Origin of the sequence: Nonomuraea sp. NPDC000554 (genome assembly GCF_040300065.1) — a bacterium.
Lineage (GTDB): Bacteria > Actinomycetota > Actinomycetes > Streptosporangiales > Streptosporangiaceae > Nonomuraea.
In genome coordinates this window covers 382594-407143 of sequence record NZ_JBEPDC010000002.1, presented here as the reverse complement: position 1 = coordinate 407143, position 24550 = coordinate 382594, and the positions used below count along the sequence as shown (strand labels likewise).

The following is a 24550-nucleotide window of genomic DNA, read 5'->3' as shown; positions in this document are numbered from 1 at the left end:
TGTGGACGGGTGATCAGCTGGACACGGTTACCAGGCGGGTGTACTCGGCCGGCAGGTCCTCGCCGTCCCACACTCGGTGGAAGCTGAGGGCGGCCCCGAACGGGACCATGCGATCGACCCCCCGCCCGCCCAGCGCCCGCGCCAACCCCTCCAGCTCGGCCCGCTCGAACCCGAAGTGGGTCATCGTCTGATCCCGCCGTTCCACCAGCGAGACCAGGTCGCCCAGCGCGTCGAGCCGCGTGTGGGCGAACGTCCCGGCGCCGAGCCACCGTCTGGGGGCCGTCTCGGGCGTCGCCAGTTCGACGCTGGCCAGGACGTTGCCGTGGAACCCGATGCCGCGCGCCACCCCGTCGGCGGCCAGTCCGTACGTGGCGACACGCTTCTCGACCGCCATCGCCGCGTCCACCGCCCAGCCGCGCCGAGCCACCGCCTCCGCCAGGCAGGCGGTGAAGTCGGCGCGCGCCGCCGCGCAGTCGTCGGGCGGCCCGACCCAGTACACCGTGCGCGGCGACGAGCAGGCCGCCTGGTCGAACCAGTACGCGTCGTTGGCGAACCCGTCGGCCGCCTCCACCCGGGCGGCGACCGGCGCGGCCAGCCAGGCCGGCGCCCGCACGACCGCGAACGAGGAACGGTCGGGAAAGGTGAGGTCGCGTGCGTGCGGAGCGAGCGGATGCCGCCGGATCTCGGTGACCGCCCGATCACCGCCCCAGATGACCCGCAGATCGCACGCCGACGACAGCGCGGCGGTGACGCGCTCGGACCGATCGTAGGAGACGATCCGCTGCGTGCCGGCGACCACCGGGTCGGCGTCGGCGAGCGCGTCCTGGAGCGTGCCGAGCACCGCCTCGGCGACCGCCCCCGCCCGCGGTGACAGCCGCACCACGTTCCGGTTCCCCATCAGCGCGGACAGCGCCCACGAGTAGACGAACACGGTGTCGACGTTCGCGGGCGGGACGTGGAACACCAGCCCCCGCGGCACCCGCAGATGCTCGCCGCGCAGCCCGTCGAGCACCCGGGCCAGCTCGCTCGGCCGCAGGAAGAACCCGAGCGGCCCCAGCTCGGGATGCCGCCGCTCCTTCAACAACCGCCGCCCGAACGCGACGAGAAAGCCCCGCACCCGCTCGTCGCCGACCGCCAACTCCTGGGAGGAAACCTGGCGAAGCACCTCATCCACGGAGACCGCGCCGGCGGCGGGCCACCGCACCTCCACAACCGCCTCACTCCCTCCGCGGGACGCGTCGCCGCTCATCGCCGCCTCCCGCGACCATCAGCCTTCGCGCCCTGCCCGCCGTGGAGGCCGAGCTTTCCGCGGACATCGGTGCGGGCGTCCGTAATCATGCGGCGGCTCCTTTGGACGTGTCGCTGCAGCCTCGGGCCTCCGCTCGGGGCAGGCGGCCGAGCACCGAGAAGCGCTTGCCCGGCCAGCAGCCGTCGTCGACGCCGTGCACCACGCCGAGGTCCTCCGTCAGCAGCACGTGCCCCGGGTACGACGTGGGCAGCGTGCTCACCACCTCGATCACCCCCGGCACGCCGACCGGCGCCTCCTGCCACGTCTCCGGGTCGCGGATCACCACGTCGGCGAAGTCGGGGCAGTACAGCCCGCCCCCGTCGAAGCCCTCCAGAAAGATCGTGCCGATCTGCTCGACCATCCCGTAGAAGTCGTGCACCCGGCTCAGCCCGCACTCCTCGGCCAGCTGTCCGCGGAACTCGGCGTTGCCGACCGCCTGCTCGGCCAGCTTCTTCCAGCCCCCCGAGTGGATCAGCAGCCCCTGGGACAGGTCCAGCCCGAGCCGGCGCAGGTACGTCCAGACCATGAAGGTGAACCCGAAGATCAGGTACGGCTCGCGCCCGTGCCGCGCCAGGAACCTCCTGACCGCCTCCGCGTCGAGTCGCCCGTGCTCGTCGAGGGCGAAGGTGTGGTCTCTGCCGAAGTTCATCATCCCGAGCACGCCGGCCCCCCGGGCGCTCAACGTCGGGTCGCGCAGCACCGCGCGGGCGTCGACGATCAGCATGGGCAGCCGCCGCTCGCCCAGCACCGCCCTGAGCGTCGCGGCGAGCATGCGCGGCTGCGCGGCGGCCGCCGCCCGGTCGAGGTGGATCCGGCTGGGACGCTGCCCGGTGGTGCCACTGGACGTCAGCACCCGGAACACCTGCTCCTCGGGCACGCTGCGCAACTCGTGCGTCTTGAACATCCGCACCGGCAGCCACGGCAGCTCGGCCACCCGCCGATAGGGCCCGGTCGCGCCGATGGCGTCGAGAATCCGCTGGTACGGCGGGCAGGCGGCCCGGTGGTGCTCGGTGAGCTCCACCAGCGCGGGCAGCAGCGCCGCCTCCCTCGCGGCCTGGGGCAACGTGAAAACGCTCACGGGCGGGTCGGTCACGTCAGCGCCTCCAGAGTGCGGTAGTCGATCTTGCCGGTGGCGAGCAGGGGGAGTCTGTCGATGGCGCGTACGTCGAAGCCGCTCCAGTGGAGCCGGAGTTCCGCGCCCAGCCGGCGGGCGAGGCTCGTGCGGGACTCCGCGTCGAGGCTCTCGGCCCAGATCGTCACCCGGTCGTCGCCGCTGGTCGCCGCCACCGGGCCGCAGTCGCGGAGCAGGCGTTCGACGTCGTCGAGGTTGACGCGGACCCCGAAGACCTTGGCGATGCGCCGCACCCTGCCGGTCAGGTACAGGAAGCCGTCGCCGTCGAGGACGCCGAGGTCGCCGGTACGCAGCACACCGCCCAGGTCGTCGCCTCTGGCCAGGTCGGCGGCGGTCTCGGCGTAGCCCATCATCACGTTGGGGCCGTGGTAGACGACCTCGCCGTCGTCGATGGCGACCCGCCCGCCGGGGACGGGCAGGCCGACCGAGTGGGGCCTTTCCGGCAGCCGTTCGGGCGGGAGGACCGTGATGCGGGCCGTCGCCTCGGTCTGGCCGTACATGAGGTAGAACCGTTCGGCCATGAGCGCGAACTCGGCGGCCACCTCGGGACGCAGCCGCCCGCCCGCCTGGGTCAGGGTGGTGAGGGAGGCGTGCTCGCGCGGGTCGAAGCGCAGCCTGCGCAGCATCTCGTACTGGTACGGCACGCCCGCCAGCGACGTGCAGCCGTGCTGGTCGAGCTGGTGCCAGAAGGGACGCTCGAGCAGCCCGGCCTCGGTCAGCACCACTGTCGCGCCCGCGGCGAGGTGGCTGTTGAGCACCGAAAGGCCGTAGCTGTAGTAGAGCGGCAGGCTGGTGGGGGCGACGTCGTGGGGGCCGATGGCGAGGGCGGCGGCGATCGACGTGGCGTTGGCGACGACGGCCTGCCGGGCCAGCCGCACCAGCTTGGGGTTGCCGGTGGAGCCGGAGGTGGCGAGCAACACCGCCAGATCGGGATGGGGGTCGCCGCTGTCGCACCGGGGCGGCGGCCCGTCGGCGGCCTGGTCGAAGCCGAACAGCGCGACGGGCCTGAACCGGCTGACCAGATCGGCCAGCGTTCCGGCGGACAGCTCGGGATCGAGCAACGCGACGGGCCGCCGGCCGTGCCAGGCGGCGAGATAACGCAGGACGGACGCCAGGTTGTTGCGCATCCCGCAGAACACCGGCCCTGAGGGCAGCTTCGCCATCTCCAGCGCCGCCACCTCGATCCGGCGGGCCAGCTCGTCGCCGGACAGCCCGCCTGACTCTCCGGCGACGACCAGCCGCGCTTCCGGATGCGGGAAGCCCTCGGAGAAGGGGTTGAGAGGCGGCAGGCCCGCCCGCAGGGGGCGGTTCGCGCCGGGGGAAGAGGTGGGCCGCACGCGGCTCGTACCTCCTTCGCTCGTGGTGGGAGGGTGGCGTGCGGCGCGCGGTCCGCACCTCTTGCGGTGGTACGTGACAGGGCGGGGCGGGTCATAGGACGAGGCCGCCGTCCACGCCGAGGACCTGACCGGTGACGAAGGCGGCGTCGGGTGACAGGAGGAAGGCGACGGGCGCGGCCACGTCGGCGGGGGTGCCGAGGCGGCCCAGCGGCGTCGCGGCGATCCTGGACGCGCGCCCCTCGGCGTCGAGGGCGCCCAGCATGTCGGTCTGGACGAAGCCGGGAGCCACCACGTTCACCCTGATGCCCGCGGGCCCCAGCTCCTTGGCGGACGCCAGGGCGAGGCCCAGGACGGCGGCCTTCGTGGCGGAGTAGACGGCCTGCCCGGGCCCGCCCCGGACGCCCATGATCGAGGAGAGCAGCACGACGGCGGGCGCGACCCCCCTGCGCAGCAGCTTGACGCCCGTCTGCAGGGTGTGGACGGCGCCGAGCGCGTTGACCTGGAAGAGCTCGTGGACGGTCTCGCCGCGCACGAGCCCGAGCAGGCCCGCGGCGTGCACGCCGGCGTTCACCACCAGGGCGTCGAGCCGCCCGTGACGCCGGTGGATCTCGCGCATCATGGCCGACACGGCGGCGGGGTCGGCCACGTCGCCGTGGACGGAGCCGGTGCGGCCGCCGGTCGCCGTCCGCACCTCGGCCGCCGCCTTGGCCGCCCGCTCCTCGTCGCGCCCGTGGACGACGACGTGGTAGCCGGTCGCGGCCAGCCGTTCGGCGACGGCCCGGCCGATGCCCCGCGTCGAGCCGGTGACCAGCGCGACCCGGATGTCAGCTGGCAGTGCCGGCACCGTGCTTCTCCAGGAGTTCGGCGGCCTTGGCGAACGAGCTCATGTCGATCATCTCGTCGGTGTCGATCATGATGGCGAACTCGTCCTCCATCGCCGCGACCAGCGCCATGTGCGCGAGCGAGTCCCACTGCGGGATCGCGCGGTACTCCAGCCCGTCGACGTCGCTCTCGGACGGCAGGTTCAGCGAGGTGCGGAAGACGGCCCGAAGCCGGTCGAGGTGGCTCATGTTCCCTCACTCTCTGTCTTCTCGTAGCGACGTAGTGTAGCGACTCCGGGTGATCGCCTGAAACCAACCTCTGTCACAGGTAATGGAACCGTATAAAGACCGGTGGCGACGGGGTGGGGCTGGGAATGTCGCATGCGGCGACAGCTACAGGGGGAATGATGGACGAATCCAATCACTGGTACGGGCACTCCCGCATACTCAGCGGATACTGCGGACTTCTGGACGACACCCCCAAGCGAATTCAGGGCTTTCTGCAACACGGCTGGAACTATTTGCATGGATTTCCCCCGAACGACCGCTGGTGCAGCCCCGGATATCCCCGTTTCATCTGGTCTGACGTGCTACGACGCCGAGGGTGGTCGATGGGGCGAAGAGGGCACTATCTCATCGGCGCGCCCTGGATCTACCTCCTTCACCAGGAGCCGGATCTCGGCTGGATTCCGGAGGCGGAAAGGCGGGGTACGATCTGGTATCCGTTCCACGGCTGGGAAAAATCCTCGGTCCATGGCGACCACGCCAAGCTGGCGGCCGAGATCCGGGAAGTGGAGCAGGGGCCGGTGACGGTATGTCTTTATTGGCTGGAATTCGCAAATCCCGCCATAAGGCAGGCTTACCGGTCGGCGGGTTTCCGCGTCATCTGTCACGGCGAGCGCGGCTCGCGCTGGGACGGCAACGGCCGCGACTTCCTCCGCGGCCAGCTCACCGAGCTGCGGCGGCACCGGAGGGCGGCGTCCAACCGGCTCGGCAGCGCGCTGTTCTACGGCGCGTCCGTGGGCTGCGACATCGCCGTCTACGGCGATCCGATGCAGTACGAGGACGAACGGCCCGAGTACGGCGGCACCGCGCGGCGGATGCGGCTCTGGCCCGAGCTGCACGGCGTGGAGGTTGACCGCGCCCTGGCGGCCGAGGTCGCGCGGCGCGAGCTGGGATACGACTATCAGGCGACACCTGAGGAGCTAGTGCGCATGTTCGGCTGGAAGCGGGTGGGCGTCGCATGAGCGAAGCGCCCGAGAACGTCCGGTTGATCGGCGGCGAGATGCTGCTGTGGTCCGACGCGTCCTGCGCGACCGACTGGGGGGACGTGGCGTCGGAGCTGGTCAGACGGCTGCTCCCGGCGGGAGGCAGGGTGCTGCTCGCCGGGCCGCATCCCCCGGCCCTGGTGGACGAGGTCGCCGCCCGCGCCGCCGCCGTCGCCGCGCTGCTGCGCTCCTACCCCGACGCGTGCGCGCTGGCCGAGCGGCTGCCCCGGCTGGAGGTGCACTGCGGCGACCTGGCGGCCTTCACCGCCGACCCGGCGTACGACCTGGTCCTGGCGCTCGACGGCCTCCAGCGGACACACTCCGCGGAGGCGCCCGCGCCGTCCTGGCGGGGGGCGCTGGCCGTGCTGGCGGGGGCCGTGGCGCCCGGTGGGCGGCTGGTCCTCGCCGTCCGCAACGATCTGGGGGTCGACCGGTTCGTCGAGGCGCGTCCGGGAGACCGGGAGGGCTCCGACGCGCAGTGGGCGCCGCACGGTTTCGACCCGACCTACCCCAACGGCGTCGGAGCCCTCGGCGGCGAGCTGGAGTCGGCGGGGCTGGCTGTGGAGTGGCGCTACTCGGCCTACCCGGGGCACGAGGCGCCCCGCGCGCTGCTCGCGCGGGAGGCGCTCGACCTGCCGGAGGCGCTCATGGTCCCGCTCAGCGCGTGCGGCGGCGACCGGGTCCTGGTGGCCGACCCGCTGCACCTGACGCGGCTGGCGTTCAGCCACGGCCTCGGCGAGGACCTGGCCCCGCTCTGGCTGACGGTGGCGTCCAGACCGCCCGCTGAGGGGGTGCGCGAAGCCGTCGACGGGCAGAGGCTGCCGCTCGGGCTGGTCGAGGACGGCATGGTGGTCAGGGAGATCGCCCGTGCGGGCGAGGAGTGGGTCACGCGGCGGCTGCCCGACGGCGCGGCCCAGCCGGTTCCGGCGGGCAGGCTGGTCGAGGAGGTGCTGGTCGAGGCGTGCGTCCGCGAGGACGTCCGGGCCGTCCGCGAGCTGCTGGCCGGGGTGGCCGCGTGGGTCGAGGCGGGCGGCGACGTCACCGCCGCCGCCGACAGCCTGGTGTGGGACGGCGAGCGCTTCGAGGCCGTCACCCCCGGGCCCGCGCCGGCCGAGATCCCGTCCGAGCGGGCCGTGTTCTCCCGGATCGCCTGGCGCTTCGCGGTCCGCCTGCTGGCCGCCGGGCACCACCATCCGTGGCCGTGGCCGCAGGACCCCGTCCAGCTCGCGCTGACGCTCTGCGACATGGCCGGCCGGCCCTGCGACCAGGCCGACCTCGACCGGGGGCGGAAGCTCGACGCCGAGCTGGGCCGTCCGGCCGAGCTGGGGCAGGCCGCGCCCACGTACCGCGACCTGATCGGCGCCCGCGAGCGCCTGGCCGACCAGCTCACCGCCACCCTGGCCAGGGTCGCCCGCCTGGAGACCAAGCTGACCTACCGCGAGCGGGAACTGACGAAGGCCAGGGCGAAGCTGAAGCGGACCCGGCAGCGGGCCACCGCCTACCGCAAAACGCTCGGTTCGCGGCTCTCCCGCCGGCTCTCCCGCCGTCTGGCCCGCCCCCGGGCGGTCGCGCGCAAGGTCCTGCGGCGCCTGTCCGGCTGACGAAGAGGAGTTGACGTGCCGATCCTTTCGGTGATCGTCCCGTTCTACAACGTCGAGAAGTACATCGGCCCCTGCCTGGACTCGCTGGCCGCGCAGACGCTGCACGACCTGGAGGTGATCTGCGTCGACGACGGCAGCACCGACGGCGGCCCGGCCGTGGTGGAGGCCAGGCTGGAGGGGCCGGTGCGCCTGGTCCGCCAGCCCAACCAGGGGGTGGGCCGGGCCCGCAACGTCGGGGTGCGGTACGCGAGCGGCCGCTACCTGGCCTTCGTCGACGGCGACGACAGGGTGCCGCCCGGCGCGTTCCAGCGGCTGGTGTCCTCGCTCGAGTCGACGGGGTCCGACCTGGCCTGCGGGAACGTCATGCGGCTGAGCCAGAACCGGCTCGTCCCGTCCTGGGCGCACAAGCGGGCGTTCGCCCAGCCGGCGCGGCGCACCCATATCACCCGCCACCCGCTGCTGATCCGCGACCGGATGCTGTGGAACAAGGTCTACCGGCGCTCGTTCTGGGAACGGCTCGGGCTGAGCTTTCCCGAGCGCATGTACGAGGACCAGCCGGTCGCGATGGCCGCGCACGTCGGCGCCCACTCGGTGGACGTGCTGAAACAGATCGTCTACCACTGGCGGCAGCGCGACGAGGAGGGCGCCTCGATCACCCAGCGCTGCCTGGAACCCGACAACCTGCGCGACCGCCTGCTGTCGGTGATGGAGACCGCCCACCTGCTCGACGCCTGGGCGCCGAGCCTCAAGCCGCACTTCGACCGCGACACGCTCGACATCGACATGACCGTCGCGGCCGAGGCGCTGGCCGCCATGGGCCCCGATGCCGATCCGGGCCTGGTGGACCTCGCCGTCCGCTTCCTCGACGGCGTCTCCCACGCCGACTGGCTGACCATCCCGTTCGCGCAGCGCGTGCAGATGCACCTGCTGCGCGAGCGCCGCCTGGCCGAGCTGGCGGAGGTCTTCGCGGAGCACCGCGACGGCCGCCTGCGCCCGCGCGTCAGCCGTGCCGGCCTGCTGCGCAGGCGCTGGCACGGCGTGCATCCCGCGATGCCGCGACGCCTGTCGGAGGTGTCGGAGGAGCTGGAGCTGGCGCCCCGGCTGACCGGGCTCGGCTGGCGCGACGGCTTCCTCACCGGCGCCGGGCGGGTGGCGCTGGGCTCCTTCGACGCGACGGAGCTGGGCCGGGTCCGAATCGACGTCCGGCTGCAGGAGCACGGCACCGGGCGGGCCATCGCGCTGTCGTCGCAGGACGCCGAGCCCACCTGGGACAGTGCCCCTCGCGATGACGGCGCCCCGACGCCCGAGCACGGTTTCGCCTTCTCCTTCACGTTCGACCCCGCCGTGCTGACGCCCGCCCAGCTCTCCCGCCAGCGCCTGTGGGATCTGCGCGTCCGGTTGCGCGCCCCACGGCTGGACCTGGACGCCCGGGTGGACGGGCCGCGCTGGCAGGGGCCGGTCGCGCCCGCGCCGCACCGCCGCGAGGGCGTGTGGCTGCTGCCGGTGCGCAGCGCCAAGGGGCGGTGGGGGCTGCGTCTGCGCCGTGCCGACGCGGTGATCGACGAGTGCCGCGTCGAGGGTGGCGAGCTGCGCTTCTCCGGACGGCTGCGCGACCCGGGCGACGGTGAGCCGACGATCAGGCTGGTACGCGGGAGCGACGGCGAGGAGATGTACTTCCCCGTGACGCTCACCGGGCAGGACTTCCACGCCGGTGTCCCGCTCGACGACGTCGAGGAGGCCGTCGGCCGGGATTCCTGCTGGGACGTCCTCATCGACCAGGGCAGGCCGCTCAGGCCGGTCGTGCGAGGTGCGGCGCGGCCGGAGGCGACCGTCGGCGACCGGCGCTTCCGCGTCGACCGGGCCGCCGACGGCGGCCTCATGCTGGTGGAGCGGACGGCTATCGCAGAATCGCGGTCAGACGCTCCACGACGTCGTGCTGCTGGTCGTCGGTGAGGTCGGGGAAGAGCGGCAGTGACAGCTGCTCGGCGTAGTACGCCTCGGCCTCCGGGCAGAGCCCGCGGCGGTACCCGAGATCCTGGAAGACCGGATGCCAGTAGGCCGGGAGGTAGTTGACCTGCACCCCGATGCCCGCCGCCCGCATCCGGTCGTAGACCTCGCGCCTGCGCCCGTCGCGGACCCTGACCGGATACAGGTGCCAGCTCGGCTCGGTGTACGGGCGCCGCGCGGGCAGTGTGAGGCCGGGAACGCCGGCCAGCAGGGTGTTGTACCCGGCCACCAGCTCGGCCCTCCTGGCGCGGAACCGGCCGAGGCGGCGGAGCTGGCTGATGCCGAGCGCGCACAGCACGTCGGGGATGCGGTAGTTCAGCCCGAACTCGTGCACCTCCTGGTGCCAGCCGCCGTGCCCGGGGTCGCGCTGCTCGACCGGGTCTCTGACCAGGCCGTGGTTGCGGAAGCGGGCCGCCCGCGCGTACCGGGCCGGGTCGGCGGCGGCGACCGCGCCGCCCTCGGCGGTGGTGACGGTCTTCGTCGGGAAGAACGAGAACGTCGTGAGGTCGGCCAGCAGCCCGACGGGCCGGTTGCGGTAGGCCGAGCCGACGGCGTGGGCCGCGTCGGCGACCAGCACCGCCCCCGCCCGGTCGGTGATCGCGCGCAGCTCGTCGTAGTCGGCGGGGTGGCCCGCGTAGTCGACCGCGGTGACCGCCCTGGTGCGGCCGGTGACCAGCGACTCGACCGCCTTGGGGTCGATGTTGCCGGTGTCGGGCTGTACGTCGGCGAACAGCACCCGGGCGCCGCGCAGCGCGGCGGTGGCGGCGGTGGCCACGAAGGTCAGCGGCGTGGTGACCACCTCGTCGCCGGGCCCGACCCCGGCGGCCACGTACGCGACGTGCAGCGCGGCGGTGCCGGAGGTGACCGCCACGCAGGGCACGCCGCCGCACCAGCGTGACAGTTCGGCCTCGAACGCCTCGACCGCGGGCCCGGTGGTCAGCCAGTCGCCGCGCAGCACCTTGGCCACCGCCTCGATGTCGGCCTCGCTGATCGACTGCCGCCCGTAGGGGAGCATCAGGCCGTCACCATCCCGCGCAGGTCGTCGACCGACAGCCAGCGGTCGTTGGTGTCGGAGCGATACGCGAAGCCGTCGGGCAGCAGCTCGCCGCCCTGCGGCGGCACGTAGCCCCAGGTGGCGATCGTCGGCGTGACCACGTAGCGGTCGTGCAGGCGCAGCGCGCGGCGGCCGTCGTCGGGGCCGATCATCTCCTCGTGCAGCTTCTCGCCGGGCCTGATGCCGATCTCGTAGACGGGACTCTCCGGCGCGAGGGCCTCGGCCAGGTCGGTGATGCGCATGCTGGGGATGCGCGGCACGTACAGCTCGCCGCCCTGCATCAGGTCGAAGGAGTCGACGACGAACCTGACGGCCTGGTCGAGGGTGATCCAGAAGCGGGTCATCCGCTTGTCGGTGATCGGCACGCTGCCGCCCTCCTCGGCGAGCCGCAGGAAGAGGGGCACCACCGAGCCCCGGCTGCCGACCACGTTGCCGTAGCGCACCACGGCGAAGCGGGTCTCGTGGCCGGCGGCGTAGTGGTTGGCCGAGACGAACAGCTTGTCGGCGACCAGCTTGGTGGCGCCGTACAGGTTGACGGGGCTGGACGCCTTGTCGGTGGACAGCGCCACGACCTTGCGCACCCCGCAGTCGATGGCGGCCTCCACCACGTTCTGCGACCCGCCCACGTTGGTGCGGACGTACTCGAACGGGTTGTACTCGGCTGTGTCGACCTGCTTGAGCGCCGCGGCGTGGACCACGTACTCGATGCCGTGCATGGCACGGGCCAGCCGGTCGCGGTCGCGGACGTCGCCGATGAACCAGCGCAGCCGCTCGTCGGCGCCGAAGAGCTGGCGGGCCTCGTACTGTTTCAGCTCGTCTCGGGAGAAGACGACGAGTCTGCGGACGCCGAGCGAGGCGAGCGCGTGGCGGATGAACGCCTTGCCGAACGACCCCGTGCCTCCGGTGATCAGGATCGACGATCCACTGAGAATGCTCACGCGGCCCCCCGCAATCGCGCTGTGGTTGTCCAGGCTGGGCGGTAGCATAGCGCGATCGCTCGGTCACGTACGGTCACAGTGGAGAATGGGGCTTCGGTGCGTATTGTCGGAATTATTCAGGCACGCATGGGGTCCACGCGCCTGCCTGGCAAGGTCCTGCGCCAGCTTGGGGGCCGTTCCGTGCTGGCCTGGGTGGTGCGGGCCGTGCGGGAGGCGGGCGCGGTCGACGATCTGGTGGTGGCGACCACCACGCAGGCCGCCGACGACGCCGTCGCGGCCGAGTGCCGCAAGCTGGAGACGCCCTGCCACCGCGGCCCCGTCGACGACGTGCTCACCCGCTTCATGCAGGCGCTGGCCGGGCATCCCGGCGACGCGGTGATGCGGTTCACCGCCGACTGCCCGCTCCTCGACCCGATGGTGATCCGCGACGCCACGCTGGTCTACCGGGCGGTGCCCGGCCTCGACTACCTGAGCACCGGCCTGGCGCGCACACTGCCGCGCGGCCTCGACGTCGAAATCGCCGGTCTCCCGGCCCTGCTGAGGGCCGACCGCGAGGCCACCGCCTACCACCGCACCCACGTGACCTCCTACGTCTACTCACATCCGGGGGAGTCGCGGCTGCTCGGCCTCGCCTACGCTCCCGCGGCGGCCGACCTGCGGGTCACGCTCGACACCGAGGACGACTGGCGGCTCGTCTCCAGCGTCGTCGCCGGCCTCGGCGACCGCTGCGTCCCCGCGCGCACCCTGGTGGAGTGGCTGCGGGCCAGGCCGGAGGTTCGCGGGCTGAACGCGCACGTCGAGCAGAAAGCGCTGCAGGAAGCGTGACCGGCCCCAGCGGTGAACGCCCCTCCGGCGGCCTGGCCCGCGTGGTCGGCGGGGGCGGGTCCCGCGCGGGGCGCGACAGCGGGGGAGCGGTCCGCCGGGTGGGCATCCGGTGCGACGCGGGCGTCAAGAGCGGCGTCGGGCATCTCATCCGGTGTGTCGCGCTGGCCGAGGAGCTGCTCGGGCGCGGCGTCGAGGTGCTCTTCCTCGGCGACGTGGCCGGGTCGGCGTGGGCGCGCACCCAGCTGCTCGCGCGGGGGCTGCCGCTGGTGCCCGCGCCGGAGTCGCCCGAAGGGCTGGCCTGGCTGGTCGGCGAGCTCCGCCTGGACGCGGTGGTGCTCGACTCGTACGAGCTGTCACCCGGCACGGGGGCGGTGGTCATGGAGACCGGCGCGGTCGTCCTGGCGATCATCGACGGCGACCCGCTCGGGCAGGAGGCCGATCTCTACCTCGACCAGAACCTGGGCGCGGAGCGGCGTCCCTTTCCCCGGTCGGCGCGGCGGCTGGCGGGGGCCCGATACGTGTTGCTGCGCGACAGCGTCCGCGAGCGCCGCCGGCCGGTCAGGGCCGGGAGGGCCGTGCCGCGGGTGCTCTGCTTCTTCGGCGGCACCGACAGCGCCGGCGTCGCCCCCGCCTGGTCGGAGGCGTTGCGGGCGACGGGCCTGCCGTTCCAGGCCACCGTGGTCAGCCCGGCGTCGTTCGCCGTCGAGGGCTCCTTCACGGTCATCCCGCCCACCGACCGCCTGCCGGAGCTGATGGCCGAGGCCGACCTGGTGGTCACGGCGGCGGGCTCGGCCATCTGGGAGCTGCTCTACCTCGGCGTGCCGACCGCGCTGAGCTGGGTCGCCGACAACCAGCTCATCGGCTACCAGGAGCTGGTGCGCGGCGGCATCGCCGCCGGCCTGGGCCGCGCGGCCGACGGGGCGGCGGTGGCGGTGCTCGCCCGCCTGCTCGCCGACCCCGGCCTACGCGAACGGTACGGCAGGCGCGCCGGCGGCCTCGTCGACGGCCGAGGCCGCGAACGCGTCGCCGACGCCCTGCTCGCGCTCAGCTGACCGCGCCGGCTGCCGACGCCCTGGTCGCACGCGGGTGGTCGCGGTCGTCCCAGCGCGGTCAGATGAGGTCCCAGGTCAGCGGGGTGCCGAGGGGGGTGTCCCGGGTGAAGCGGCGGCCGATCACCTGCGCGGCGGCGGCAGGCGGCAGCCCGCCGGCGGGCCGGATGGAGCGCACGTTCTCGGCTGTCACCGGCTCGCCGGCGCGGACGTCCCGCACCACGTACAGCGAGCGGCGGAAGCGCAGCCCCTCCTTCTCGGAGGCGCGCGGCCCGATCACCGGGCTGCCCAGCGACTGCCAGGCCCGCCCGCTCTCCACGACGAGCGCGGCCAGCTCGTCGGGCTCCAGCGAGAACGCCGCGTCGACGCCGCCGTCGGCCCTCGACAGCGTGACGTGCTTCTCGATCAGGCAGGCGCCGAGCGCCACGGCCGCCAGCGCGGCTCCGAGCCCCGGCGTGTGGTCGGAGACGCCGACCACCGCGCCGGTGAGCCCGGCCAGCAGCGGCAGCGAGCGCAGGTTGCTCTCGGCGGGGGAGGCCGGGTAGGAGGCCGTGCACGACAGCACCGCGAGCTGCGCGCAGCCGGCGTCGCGGGCCGTCTCGACGGCGGCGTGGATCTCGGCGATCGACGCCATCCCGGTGGAGATGATCAGCGGCTTGCGGGTGGCGGCGGCGAGCCTGATCAGCGGCAGATCGACGATCTCCGAGGACGCGATCTTGTACGCGGGCGCGTCCAGCTTCTCCAGCAGCTCGATCGCCGTCGGGTCGAACGGCGAGGAGAACGGGACGAGCCCGCGCGTGCGCGCCCTGGCGAAGATCGGCTCATGCCACTCCCACGGCGTGTGCGCGCGCTCGTAGAGCCGGTAGAGGTTCTCGCCGCCCCACAGCTCGTGCTGCTCGCCGATGCGGAAGGCGGGCCCGTCGGCGTCGATGGTGATCGTGTCGGCGCGGTAGGTCTGCAGCTTCAGCGCGTGCGCGCCGCTGTCGGCCACCGCGTCGACGATGGCCAGCGCCCTGTCGAGGCTGCCGCCGTGGTTGCCCGACATCTCGGCGACGACGAACGGCGGCGAGCCGGGGCCTATCGGACGCCCTGCGATGGAGATCATGCCTGGTCCTTCCTGGTGAGCTGGATCGTGACGACCTCGCGCCGGACGCCCCCGACCGCCTGCCGGCGGCGTCCGACCTCGACGAACCCGAACCTGTGGTGCAGCCTCATGACCGCCTCGTTGCCGGCGAGCACCTCGCCGCGCAGCGTGGTCAGGCCCAGCGGGCCGAACGCGTGGCCGATGGCCTCCCGCTCCAGCCCGAACCAGGCCGCCAGCAGCTTCTCCGACAGCCCGTCGATGTCCAGGTAGAAGCCCCAGTAGCCGGAGCCTGAGCCGAGCCCGAAGAAGGTCACCACACCCGCGGCGGTGTCGCCGTGGTGGTAGACCAGAACGCGCGTGGTGGGGTCGTCGCACATGGCCGCCCACCAGCGGGCGTGCTCGGACTCACCGATCTCGTGGGTGGTGAGGCTGGCCGCCCGCACCTGCGGATGGTTGCGCCAGCGCCGCATGGTGGCCAGATCGCGTTCTTCTGCGTCTCTCAGCACCGCTCTCCTACCTCCCGTGCTCGGTCTGCTACAGACCGTAGCGGATCGTAGGGCGGGTAAAGAGCTCATCAGGACCGCTGCTCAGGGTCCGTGACCAGGGCATCCTGCCCTCAACACATCCCCGCATCCAAGGAGCGTCTCGGCATGGTGCCTATGCTCAGCGTCGTTGTGCCGATCTACAACGTGGAGCCGTACATCACCGAGTGCCTGAAGTCGCTGGCCACGCAGACGCTGGAGGACCTCGAGGTGATCATGGTCGACGACGGGTCGACCGACGGCAGCAGGGAGCTGGCGGAGAGCTTCGCCGCCCTCGACTCCCGGTTCACCCTGATCTGCCAGCCCAACCAGGGGCCGGGGCCCGCCCGCAACGCGGGGCTGCGCCTCGCCAAGGGCGTCTACCTGGCCTTCGCCGACGCCGACGACGTGGTGCCGTCCGAGGCCTACGAGCTGCTGGTGGGCTCGCTCGAGCAGACCGGCTCCGACCTCGCGTGCGGTGGCGTCCGGCGTATCAGGGACGGCGAGCTGGAAGAGTCCTCGCTGCACGAGAGGCCGTTCAGGCGGACCCGTCCAGGCACCCACATCCTGCGCAAGCCGTCGCTGACCAGGGATCGCACGGTCTGGAACAAGGTCTACCGGATGGACTTCTGGCACCGGCACGGGCTGGCGTTCCCTTCGGGGATCTACGAGGACGTCCCGGTCGCCATGCGGGCGCACGTCCTGGCGGACAGCGTGGACGTCCTCGCCGACGTGGTCTACCACTGGCGCAGGCGCGACGACGACGAGGGCGCGACCTCGATCACCCAGCACCGGGCCGAGCTGGACAACCTGCGGGAGCGACTGGCGGCCATCCGCGCGGTCAGGGACTTCCTGAGCGAACGGGCGCCGGACCTCATCGAGACCTTCGACGGGCTGGTCCTGGAGAAGGACATCGTCTTCCTCTTCCAGGCGCTGGAGGCGGCGAAGGAGACCAGGTCGCTGGTCGAGCTCGGGCGGGAGTTGCTGGAGATGCTCAGCCCCGCCGTGCTCGCCTCGGCGTCGTCGCTGCGCAGGCTGGAACTGCACCTGCTCGAACACGGCATGGTCCCGCAGTTGCGCCGCGTGCGCAGGTTCAGGCGCGAGTCGGTCAACGGCACCAAGATCGTTCCGCGCGGCCTGCGGACCGTCAACTGGTACGGCGACTACCCCTACTTCCGCAGCAGGAGGCGGCTGCGCATCCCCGACTCGGTCTACGACGCCAGCGCCGAGCTCAAGCTGCTGGCCAAGGTCGAGGAGTGCACGTGGACGGGCAGCGAGTTCCAGATCCGCGCCGAGGTGGCCCTCCACCGGGTCGCCCGCAGGCCGGACTCGGTGCACCTGTGGCTGAGCGACGGCCGCCGCAGGGTGCAGCTGGAGGTGCGGCGTGTCGGCCGCCACGGCGTGGTCGCCACGGTCGATCCGCGGCGGCTGAAGGGCGGTGGGCCGAACTGGCGGCTGAACGTCCGCACCGAGACCAAGGGCCTGGTGCTCAAGAACGTCTTCACGGACGGAGAGGGCTCGCGCACCTGGCGGCTGTCGGTTCCGGGATGGTCAAGAAGCGGCATGGACATGCCCCAATAGTTCCAGAGAGTAACCGGCCAACGGCGGGGCGTCGCCATGCTGGGATCCATGAGGACCTATTCGCTTCAGGACGTCTACGCGACACGTAAGCGGAGAGACTCCTGGTGGACCGTGTACTTCGTGGATCCGGTCGCCTGTCGGGCCGCTCTGCTGGTGGCCAACCGGACCCGGATCACACCCAACGCGTTGACGGTGTTCTCGCTGGTCCTCGGCATGGTGTCGGCCGTCTGCTTCGCGATGAACAGGCTGCCGGCCGGCGCGACGATGTTCTATCTGAGCTTCATGATCGACTGCGTGGACGGCAAGATCGCCAGACTCAAGGGCACGGGGACTCCCTTCGGCCTCTGGCTCGACTACGTGGGCGACCGGGTCAGGGTGGTGTGCTGCGCCGCGGGTCTGGCCTACGGGCAGTTCGCGATCACGGGCGAGCTGGCGTACATCCTGCTGGGTGCGGCGGTGGCCGTGCTCGACCTGTTCAGGTATGTCAACGCGCCGCAGATGAAGCGGGTCCGCGAGGTGATCAGGGAGGCGCAGCTCGAAGCCCAGATGGGGACGGGACTCGACCCGGTGCCGCCTCCGGTGACCGAGCGCGCGGTCCCGGCGGCGCCCAAGCAGCGCAGCTTCTTCAGGCGGCTCAACCGGCTTCTGGCCCGTCACCGGGTCCGCTCCCACGTGATCAGCGGCATCGAGTTCCACGCGGCGGTCTTCGTGATCGCGCCCCTCGTCGGCGTCGCGGCGCTGATCCCGGTCTCGTCCGTCGCCAGCGTCCTGCTTCTCGTCAACGAGATCTTCCTGGTTCACCGCTTGTGGGTCTTCACGCGCAAGCACGGCGTGCCCTCCTCCCAGGAGAGCCGAGAGCACGTTCTCGTCTAAGTTTTCGGGGGTAAGAAAATGTCCGACAGGCCAGTGTTCGTCGTCGGCTGTCCGCGCTCCGGCACCACGATGCTCCAGCTCATGCTCCACTCGCACCCGCGCCTGGCGGTGACGCCTGAGACGCGCTTCCTGGTGCCCGTCTACTACGGCCGCCGCGAGTACGGGGACCTGCGCGATCCCCAGCGCCGCCGGACGCTGGCGGAATGGATCTCGGGCGACCGCACCACCAAGTTCCGCGAGCTCAAGATCGAGGCGGCCGACTACATCCAGCAGGTCGTGGACGGCCCCGGCTCGCTGGGCTCGGTCATCGGCACGGCGTTCCGCATGTACGCCGACCGCTTCGGCAAGGCCCGCTGGGGCGACAAGCGGCCCAGCTACGTCAAGCAGGTCGACATGCTGCTCAGGCTCTTCCCCGACGCCCAGTTCGTGCACCTGATCAGGGACGGCCGCGACTGCGTCTCCTCGCTGAAGGAGATGCCGTGGTACACGCTGAACTCCTACCACGCGATCTCCACCTGGGCCGAGGCCATCGACGCGGGCAACAAGCTCAGGCGGTCGCTGCCCGAGGACACCTACTACGAGCTGCGCTACGAGGAGCTCACCGACGACCCGGAGACCGAGCTGAAGAAGCTCTGCCACTTCCTGGAGGAGGACTTCGACCCGGCGATGGTCTCCCCGCGCGAGGCCGCCACCGACGCCGTCCCGCTGCACAAGGTCTGGCACAGCAACACGCACGGTGACGTCACCCGCGCGAGGGTGGGCAGCTGGGCCAACCGGCTGGAGAGCTGGGAGATCTCGGTCTGCGAGGCCGCGCTCGGCGAGCGTCTGCGGGCCAACGGCTACGAGCTCAGCGGCGCTCCGGCGCCGTCCAAGGTGCACATGGCGAAGCTGCAGCGGACGATGCAGAAGCGGCGTGCCAGCCGCAAGCGCAAGAACATGCGCGACAGGCTCAACCGGCTGCGCGAGCCGGGGCCGGTGGCCGCGCTGCTCACCTCGGAGCAGCGGGCGCTGGCGGGCATCCCGCAGCAGCGCGTCGAGTCGCCGGAGCTGGCCGGCCACGCCTAGACGTACGGGGTGAGGGCCTTCGGGTGTGGTCCGGCACCGAACCCGAAGGGCCGTCTCCTAGCGTTCAGCCGGGTGGAAGTCGTACGGCTCGGAGTCGTACACGTAGTAGACGCAGTCGGCGCCCTTCGCGCACCGGCCCCAATGGACCGCCTTGGACGGGTAGTACAGGAAGTCGCCCCGGCCGACCTTGTAGGTCTTGTGGCCCTTGACGTTCCACAGCATCGTCCCCGAGACGCCGACGACATGCTCGGGGCTGGTGTGCCAGTGCGGGGCGAACGGGGTGCCCGCCTTGAGGGTGAACATCGCTTCGGAAGGCCCCGTCTCGGGGTCGCCCTTCAGCTGGACGAACGTGCAGCCGGGCAGGCCCTCGCAGGGCGTCCCGTGCCTTCCTGCGTCCTTGTGGACGACTCGATCCTGCGGCTGGGCCGAGTCCGCCACGGCCACGGGTCCTGACGTCACGAAGGCGAGCGCCGCAGCGGCGACGGCAAGCTTGAACACGACCACTCCTAACTGGACTACGGTCCGATTGTTCGGGCGTGTCGAAGCTACCGGACTGTGGTCCGGTTGATCAAGTGCAGGACGGCTAAGCTGTGCAAATGGCGCGATATGGAGCACAGTACGGCCCTGACTTCACCTTCCTCGGCGTCCCCAGCTGCGATCTGACCGACCCCGCGTCCTATGCGGACGCCGACATCGTGATCGTCGGCGCCCCGTTCGACGGCGGCACCTCGCACCGGCCGGGAACCCGGTTCGGGCCGCAGGCCATCCGATCGACGGACTACCTGGGGCACGACGGTTCGAGGCCCAGCCTGGCACTGCGCACCGACGGCCTGAAGGACCTCAAGGTGTACGACGCCGGCGACGTCGAGATGTTCTCCGGGGACGTGGTGAAGTCCCTTGCCGGCCTCCGGGCCGAGGTCGCCAAGGTGGTCGAGGCCGGGGCGATCCCGGTGATCCTCGGCGGTGACCACGCGATCACCTTCGCGGACGCCGCGGGCGTGGCGAGCGTCCTCGGCCACGGCCGGATCTCGATGATCCACTTCGACGCGCACGCGGACACCGGCGACATCGAGTTCGGCTCGCTGTGGGGACACGGGCAGCCGATGCGCCGGTTGATCGAGTCCGGCGCGTTGCGTGGTGACAGATTCCTACAGGTCGGCCTGCGCGGCTACTGGCCAGGGCCGGACGTCCTGAAGTGGATGGCCGAGCAGCGCATGCGCTCCTACGAGATGACCGAGATCGTCGAGCGCGGCCTGACCGAATGCCTCACCGAAGCGTTCGCCATCGCCACTGACGACTGCGACGGCGTGTTCCTCTCGGTCGACATCGACGTCTGCGACCCCGGCCACGCCCCCGGCACAGGCACGCCCGAGCCGGGTGGACTGACGGCCCGCCAACTGCTCGACGCCGTCCGCCGGATCTGCCTGGAGCTGCCGGTGGTGGGCGTGGACGTGGTCGAGGTCAGCCCGCCGTACGACCACGCGGACATCACCGCCGCCCTGGCGAACCGCGTGGTGCTGGAAGCGCTGTCGGCGATCGCCCGCAGACGCCGCGACGAACGGGACGGCACGACCTGGGACCCCCGGCGGCCGCTCCTGGACGGCCGTTGACCGCTAGCGCGCCAGGTGGGCGAAGAGCAGTTCCCAGCGGTCCAGGACGCGGTCGAGGCGGAAGTCCTCGGCCCGGGCCCGAGCGGCGGCGCCCAGGCGCCGGCGCTCCCGCGGGGAGGCGATGAGGCGGGCCAGTGCCCGGCCGAACGCGTCCACGTCCCCGGGCGGGACGAGCACCGGAGCCACCGAGCGGACCCCGCCCGACACGTCGAACACCACCGCCGGCACGCCGTGGGCGGCCGCTTCGAGCAGCACCACGGGCAGCCCTTCGTGCTCGCTGGTCAGCCCCACGATCGAGGCGTCCAGGTAGGCGGCGGGCAGCTCGGCGGCGGGCATCCGGCCTCTGAAGGCGACCCGGCCGGCGACGCCCTCGCGGGCGGCGTGCGCCCGCAGCCGCTCCAGCTCCGCGCCGTCGCCGATCAGGTGCAGCTCCCAGGGCTCGGGCGGGGCCGCCCTGGCGAAGGCGCTGATCAGCCGGTCGAACCGCTTGACCCCCTCCAGCCGTCCGACACCGAGGACGCGCGGCGCCGTGAGCGGCGACACCTGGCCGGGCCAGCCCGACAGCGGGTTCGGCAGCGTCCAGGCGTTGGGCAGCAGCGCGTGCTCGGAGAAGCGCCACGCGTCGTCGTCGCTCAGGAAGACGGCCTGGTCGAGGCCGGGGTAGTGCCGGGCGATGGAGGCGAGGTGCCAGGAGCCGCGGGCGTGCTCGAACGAGCCGTGGTACTGACCGATCCGCAGCAGCGTGCCGGGCAGCAGCCCGGCGACCCTGGCCACCACGCCCGGCGAGGTGAGGACGGCGTAGCCCGGCGGCATCGACGCGAGCAGCGCGGCCAGGCGGCGGTCGGCGCGCCAGCGGGCCAGCCGTCCCTGCGGTCCCAGCGGGTCGCGGCTGACCACGTGGTGCAGGTAGCGGGGGGCCTCGACGTAGCGGAACGGCGCGGCGGCCCGGTGCAGTCCGACCACGTGGACCTCGTGCCCGCGCTCGGCCAGGCCCTGCGCCAGGGTGTGCGTCACCTGCTGGACGCCCCCGAGGGTGTCGGCGTCCATGCAGGCGAACAGCACGCTCACCGAGCGCTCTCCGCGAAGAACGCGTCCACCACGCGGGCCGCCGCGTCGCCGCGCTCGTCCGCGCACCACATCGCGCGGAAGGCGGCGTACCGGCCGGCGTAGGACGCGTGCACGGCGGGCAGCAGGCGCAGGGTGTCGATCAGCTCCCAGGTCGTGGTCAGACAGGGGCCGGGGGCGATCGACGGCAGGTCGTGGTAGACGCCGCGCTCGGCCAGGCGGTACTCCTCCCAGTCGTCCACGTAGAACAGCATCGGCTTGCCGGTCAGCGCGTAGTCGCACATCACGGACGAGTAGTCGGTGAGCAGCGCGTCGGAGGCCAGCATGAGCTCGTTGATCTCGGGGTAGGTGGCGGCGGGCCTGACGAAGTGCCGCAGGTGCTGGGGGATCGTGAACCGTTCCACCGGGTGCGTGCGCAGGACCAGCACCCATTCGCCGGCCAGTTCCTCGGCCATCAGCTCCAGGTCCACCCGCACCGACTGGCCGCTGCTCTTGGCCCGGTCCCGGTAGGTGGGCGCGTAGAGCAGGATCTTCCGCCCCGGCGGGATCTCCAGCCGTTCCCGCACGCCCCGCACGTCCAGCCCGTGTACCAGGACGTCGCAGCGCGGCGTGCCGCAGCGGAAGATCCGGCCCGTGTAGCCGTTCGACGGCAGGAAGACCCGGGTGAACTCCTCGCTCGGCGCGACCAGCGCGTCCCAGCGGGCCACTGCCGCGCGCCACTGCTCGCGCGGCCTGTCGAAGTCGGCGCGCAGGTCGGGCGCGTCGAAGCCGACGGACTTGATCCCCTGCCCGTGCCAGGTCTGCAGGTAGCGGGTGCCGGGCGGCTTCGGGTAGTCGAGCGGGAAGCCGTGGCTGTCGACCCAGATGCCCGCGCGGGCCATCGTCCAGACGTAACGCCAGGAGCCCCTGCGCACCAGGCGGGCGTTGGCCGGGAAGTTCCCGCGGCCGCGCGCCACCGACCACACCACCTCGACGGGCAGGCCGCGCCGCCGCAGCTCCTCGTAGATCGCCCGCGGGCTGCCGGTGTAGCCCTTGCCGACGTCCGCCTCGAACAGGGCCAGGTAGCGGCGCGGGGGCAGCACTCCGATAAGCGCCTTGTAGAAGCGCAGCTTCATCGCCGGGGTGCTGAACCTCCGCAGCAGCCTGCGCCTGACCGCGCGCAGGATCGACCGACCGCACAGGCGCGCCCGCACCCGCAGGAACGCCGCCTTGCCCTCGGCCTTCACCATGACGCCCGGCAGCTCGATCGGGCGCAGGTTCGGGTCCACCAGCAGCCGGTCGGTGGTGGTGTGCCCGTCGGACGCCCTGGTGAAGCCGATGCAGGGGTCCCCCGGGGCCGTCGGCGTGAAGGTGATCTCGCTGACGTACCCGCCGTCGCCCGACGCCTCCGGCCTGATCGGGACGCGCTCGTCGCCGTGCTGCAGGAAGGCGGTCCAGTCGATGGGGAGCGCCCCGAACGGGTCGTAGGTGCGGACGGTCATCCTGACCTGCCTGCCGTTGGAGGCGATCCGCGTCACCTCGTGCCGCAGGCGGGTCGCGGTGTAGGGCAGCTCGGCCATCCGCAGCCTGGTGATGTCCGTGCCGGAGGTGACCGTGGTGCCCCAGTACGTCCGCCCGTCACGCTGGACGGCGGCGCGCGGCGGGGCGTACGGCTCCGTCAGTGAGGCGGCGGCCACCCGCAGGTCGTCGATCCGGTCGTCCAGGATGAGCCGGCAGCAGACCCGGATCATCGGCTCGACCCGCGCGAACACCTCGGACGCCGTCCGCTCCAGGTACGGCCTGACCGTCGCGGCGAACTCGCGCGTCCACTCCCGGTCGCGGGAGGGCAGCGGGTTGAGGTAGACCCGCAGGTCTTGCTGAAGGAAGCGGTACTGGCGCGCGGGCACCAGGTCGGCCGCGCCGTGCGCGCGCAGCAGGGCGTCGCTCCTCCTGGCCGCCTCCACCCGGTGCTGGACGTTCCGCATCTCGCCGATGCTGAGCGAGATAGACGCCGAGTCGCGCGCCCGGTGCCAGAGGTAGACGACCCACGGCACGACCGCGAACCGGCGCGCGACGGCGTACAGCTCGCTGGCGAAGACGTGGTCCTCGTAGTGGATGTCCTCGGGGAAGCGCAGCGCCCTGTCGCGCAGGAATCGTGTGTCGTAGAGCTTGTTGGTGCTGAAGGAGTCGAGGAACAGGTCGGGTTCCTCCCTGATGCCGCACACCACCCGCCGCCGGGCGAACAGCGACGGGTAGTAGCGGTTCTGCCGTCCGCTCCACTCGTACAGGCGGGAGATCTGGCCCGAGACGAACTCCGCGCCGGTCCGCTCGATCTCGGCCACCAGGCTCTTGCAGGTGTGCCTCGGCAGCTCGTCGTCGCTGTCGAGGAACATCACGTACGGCGAGGACACCGTGTCGAGCCCGTCGTTCCGCGGCGCGCCGCAGCCGCCGCTGTTGCACTGTCTGCGCAGGTAGCGCACGCGGGGGTCGTCCCTGACCAGCTCGGCGGCCACCTGGTCGGTCCCGTCGGTGCTCGCGTCGTCGACGATGACGACGTCCAGGTCGCGCAGCGTCTGGTCGAGCACGGAGCGCACGGCCCTCGGCAGACGGGCCGCGTCGTTGTAGGTGATCACGACAACGGTGCAGTCCGACATGCGTAGGGCATTCCCCCAGCTCAGGGGAGTGTGTCCGTACTTGGGGGTGTTTTTGCTGGAAAATCAGCGCATAAGCCGTCGGATCAGCCAGCCGAGCAGCAGCAGCCCGGCCAGCGCCGCCGCGACCGGGGCCAGCCGCTTCAGCAGCGGCGCCCCCGCGACCTCCAGCAGGTCCAGGGCCTCCTCGTCGGGCGTCAGCGAGGTGCGCAGCGTGCCCGCGGGCCGCACGTCCTCCGAAGGCACCGCGGTCAGGTGCCGCTCCTCCGACGCCGCCACGGGCACGGGCTCCGCCACCGGCGCGGCGACCACCGCAGCCGCCGGCGCGGGCTCCACCACCGCCGTCGGGGCCAGCTCGGCCAGCAACTCGGCCAGGTTGGCCGCGAACCTGTCGATCAGCTTCGCCCCGACCTCGGCCATCACCCCCCTCCCGAACTGCGCTGGACGTCCCGTCACGGTGAACGACGTCTCCACCGCGACCGCCGTCGACCCGTCGCCCGGCGTCAGTTTCGCCCTGACAGTCGCCGAAGCCGTGCCGGACCCCCTGGACTCCTTGCCCGCGGCCGCGATCGTGAGCGTGTGCGCGTCCTTGTCGACGTCCTCGAACCTGGCGGAGCCTCGGTAGGTGACGGTGATCGGCCCGACCTTGACCTTCATCCTGCCCGTGAACTCGTCGCCCTCGAAGATGTCGAGCGTCGCCCCGGGCAGGCAGGGCGCGATCCGCTCGACGTCGAGCAGCACCGCCCAGGCCTGCTCGACCGGAACCGGGACTGTGAACTCGTGCTCGAACCGCATCGCCAT

22 protein-coding genes are annotated in these 24550 nt (G+C 72.2%); 9 read left to right on the top strand and 13 right to left on the bottom strand.

From position 1 onward, the window contains the following. Positions 1-13: 13 nt before the first annotated feature. The 5 genes from ABT294_RS05815 to ABT294_RS05795 form a co-directional block, all read right to left on the bottom strand. A complete protein-coding gene (locus ABT294_RS05815; protein WP_350803830.1) occupies positions 14-1249 on the bottom strand; it encodes an acyl-CoA reductase in 1236 nt (411 codons plus the stop codon). 85 nt (positions 1250-1334) lie between these two features. After that, positions 1335-2381, bottom strand: coding sequence for a LuxE/PaaK family acyltransferase (locus tag ABT294_RS05810; protein WP_350803829.1), 1047 nt, complete (start codon positions 2379-2381; stop codon positions 1335-1337). Then, positions 2378-3757: an AMP-binding protein gene (locus tag ABT294_RS05805; RefSeq protein ID WP_350803827.1), complete on the bottom strand. Its 1380-nt coding sequence runs from the start codon at positions 3755-3757 to the stop codon at positions 2378-2380. Before ABT294_RS05805 ends, ABT294_RS05810 begins: the two co-directional genes overlap by 4 nt. Before the next feature lie 91 nt (positions 3758-3848). Next, a complete protein-coding gene (locus ABT294_RS05800; protein ID WP_350803826.1) occupies positions 3849-4601 on the bottom strand; it encodes an SDR family NAD(P)-dependent oxidoreductase in 753 nt (250 codons plus the stop codon). Next, positions 4582-4827 carry an acyl carrier protein gene (locus ABT294_RS05795; RefSeq protein ID WP_350803825.1) on the bottom strand — a complete coding sequence of 82 codons (246 nt, stop codon included), beginning with the start codon at positions 4825-4827 and terminating at the stop codon, positions 4582-4584. The genes ABT294_RS05800 and ABT294_RS05795 overlap by 20 nt, the downstream gene beginning before the upstream one ends. A 158-nt stretch (positions 4828-4985) precedes the next feature. On the opposite strand from ABT294_RS05795, the gene ABT294_RS05790 reads away from it, so the two are divergent. Genes ABT294_RS05790 through ABT294_RS05780 form a run of 3 tightly spaced genes read left to right on the top strand, consistent with a single transcriptional unit; the run spans position 4986 to position 9400 of the window. Continuing rightward, positions 4986-5825: a hypothetical protein gene (locus ABT294_RS05790; RefSeq protein WP_350803824.1), complete on the top strand. Its 840-nt coding sequence runs from the start codon at positions 4986-4988 to the stop codon at positions 5823-5825. Next, positions 5822-7447 (top strand): class I SAM-dependent methyltransferase, encoded by a 1626-nt coding sequence (locus ABT294_RS05785; protein ID WP_350803823.1) that lies wholly within the window; start codon positions 5822-5824, stop codon positions 7445-7447. Before ABT294_RS05790 ends, ABT294_RS05785 begins: the two co-directional genes overlap by 4 nt. Before the next feature lie 15 nt (positions 7448-7462). Next, complete coding sequence (locus tag ABT294_RS05780) at positions 7463-9400, top strand: glycosyltransferase family 2 protein (protein WP_350803822.1); 1938 nt, start codon at positions 7463-7465, stop codon at positions 9398-9400. Here the strand turns inward: ABT294_RS05780 and ABT294_RS05775 are convergent. Both ABT294_RS05775 and pseB read right to left on the bottom strand, forming a co-directional pair. Beyond that, the gene (locus ABT294_RS05775; RefSeq protein WP_350803821.1) at positions 9345-10469 is read right to left on the bottom strand and encodes a DegT/DnrJ/EryC1/StrS family aminotransferase; all 1125 of its coding nucleotides are present in this window, start codon (positions 10467-10469) and stop codon (positions 9345-9347) included. The genes ABT294_RS05780 and ABT294_RS05775 overlap by 56 nt on opposite strands. Next, entirely contained in the window at positions 10469-11446 is a 978-nt protein-coding gene (gene pseB, locus ABT294_RS05770) for a UDP-N-acetylglucosamine 4,6-dehydratase (inverting) (protein WP_350803820.1), read from the bottom strand. The genes ABT294_RS05775 and pseB overlap by 1 nt, the downstream gene beginning before the upstream one ends. A 78-nt stretch (positions 11447-11524) precedes the next feature. Between pseB and ABT294_RS05765 the strand changes: the two genes are divergently transcribed. Together ABT294_RS05765 and ABT294_RS05760 are read left to right on the top strand one after the other, a co-directional pair. Then, entirely contained in the window at positions 11525-12271 is a 747-nt protein-coding gene (locus tag ABT294_RS05765) for a cytidylyltransferase domain-containing protein (RefSeq protein ID WP_350803819.1), read from the top strand. Next, a complete protein-coding gene (locus ABT294_RS05760; RefSeq protein WP_350803818.1) occupies positions 12268-13323 on the top strand; it encodes a PseG/SpsG family protein in 1056 nt (351 codons plus the stop codon). The genes ABT294_RS05765 and ABT294_RS05760 overlap by 4 nt, the downstream gene beginning before the upstream one ends. Before the next feature lie 58 nt (positions 13324-13381). Here the strand turns inward: ABT294_RS05760 and pseI are convergent, their stop codons facing one another. Then, on the bottom strand, positions 13382-14425 hold the full coding sequence (gene pseI, locus ABT294_RS05755; RefSeq protein ID WP_350803817.1) for a pseudaminic acid synthase: 1044 nt from the start codon (positions 14423-14425) through the stop codon (positions 13382-13384). Next, positions 14422-14910 (bottom strand): GNAT family N-acetyltransferase, encoded by a 489-nt coding sequence (locus tag ABT294_RS05750; RefSeq protein ID WP_350803816.1) that lies wholly within the window; start codon positions 14908-14910, stop codon positions 14422-14424. The genes pseI and ABT294_RS05750 overlap by 4 nt, the downstream gene beginning before the upstream one ends. 153 nt (positions 14911-15063) lie before the next feature. Between ABT294_RS05750 and ABT294_RS05745 the strand changes: the two genes are divergently transcribed. The 3 genes from ABT294_RS05745 to ABT294_RS05735 are packed head-to-tail and all read left to right on the top strand — an operon-like array spanning position 15064 to position 18444. Continuing rightward, a complete protein-coding gene (locus ABT294_RS05745; protein WP_350803815.1) occupies positions 15064-16506 on the top strand; it encodes a glycosyltransferase family 2 protein in 1443 nt (480 codons plus the stop codon). A 48-nt stretch (positions 16507-16554) separates the two neighbouring features. Next, the gene (locus ABT294_RS05740; RefSeq protein ID WP_350803813.1) at positions 16555-17379 is read left to right on the top strand and encodes a CDP-alcohol phosphatidyltransferase family protein; all 825 of its coding nucleotides are present in this window, start codon (positions 16555-16557) and stop codon (positions 17377-17379) included. An 18-nt stretch (positions 17380-17397) separates the two neighbouring features. After that, entirely contained in the window at positions 17398-18444 is a 1047-nt protein-coding gene (locus ABT294_RS05735; RefSeq protein ID WP_350803812.1) for a sulfotransferase family protein, read from the top strand. Positions 18445-18501: 57 nt separating this feature from the next. Here ABT294_RS05735 and ABT294_RS05730 read toward each other — a convergent pair whose 3' ends face one another. Then, positions 18502-18942 (bottom strand): cupin domain-containing protein, encoded by a 441-nt coding sequence (locus tag ABT294_RS05730; protein WP_350803811.1) that lies wholly within the window; start codon positions 18940-18942, stop codon positions 18502-18504. A gap of 98 nt (positions 18943-19040) precedes the next feature. On the opposite strand from ABT294_RS05730, the gene speB reads away from it, so the two are divergent. After that, entirely contained in the window at positions 19041-20054 is a 1014-nt protein-coding gene (gene speB, locus ABT294_RS05725; protein WP_350803810.1) for an agmatinase, read from the top strand. A gap of 3 nt (positions 20055-20057) precedes the next feature. Here speB and ABT294_RS05720 read toward each other — a convergent pair whose 3' ends face one another. The 3 genes from ABT294_RS05720 to ABT294_RS05710 form a co-directional block, all read right to left on the bottom strand. Further along, complete coding sequence (locus tag ABT294_RS05720) at positions 20058-21122, bottom strand: glycosyltransferase (protein ID WP_350803809.1); 1065 nt, start codon at positions 21120-21122, stop codon at positions 20058-20060. Then, positions 21119-23752: a bifunctional glycosyltransferase/CDP-glycerol:glycerophosphate glycerophosphotransferase gene (locus ABT294_RS05715; RefSeq protein ID WP_350803807.1), complete on the bottom strand. Its 2634-nt coding sequence runs from the start codon at positions 23750-23752 to the stop codon at positions 21119-21121. The genes ABT294_RS05720 and ABT294_RS05715 overlap by 4 nt, the downstream gene beginning before the upstream one ends. 63 nt (positions 23753-23815) lie before the next feature. Then, the gene (locus ABT294_RS05710; RefSeq protein WP_350803806.1) at positions 23816-24550 is read right to left on the bottom strand and encodes an SRPBCC family protein; all 735 of its coding nucleotides are present in this window, start codon (positions 24548-24550) and stop codon (positions 23816-23818) included.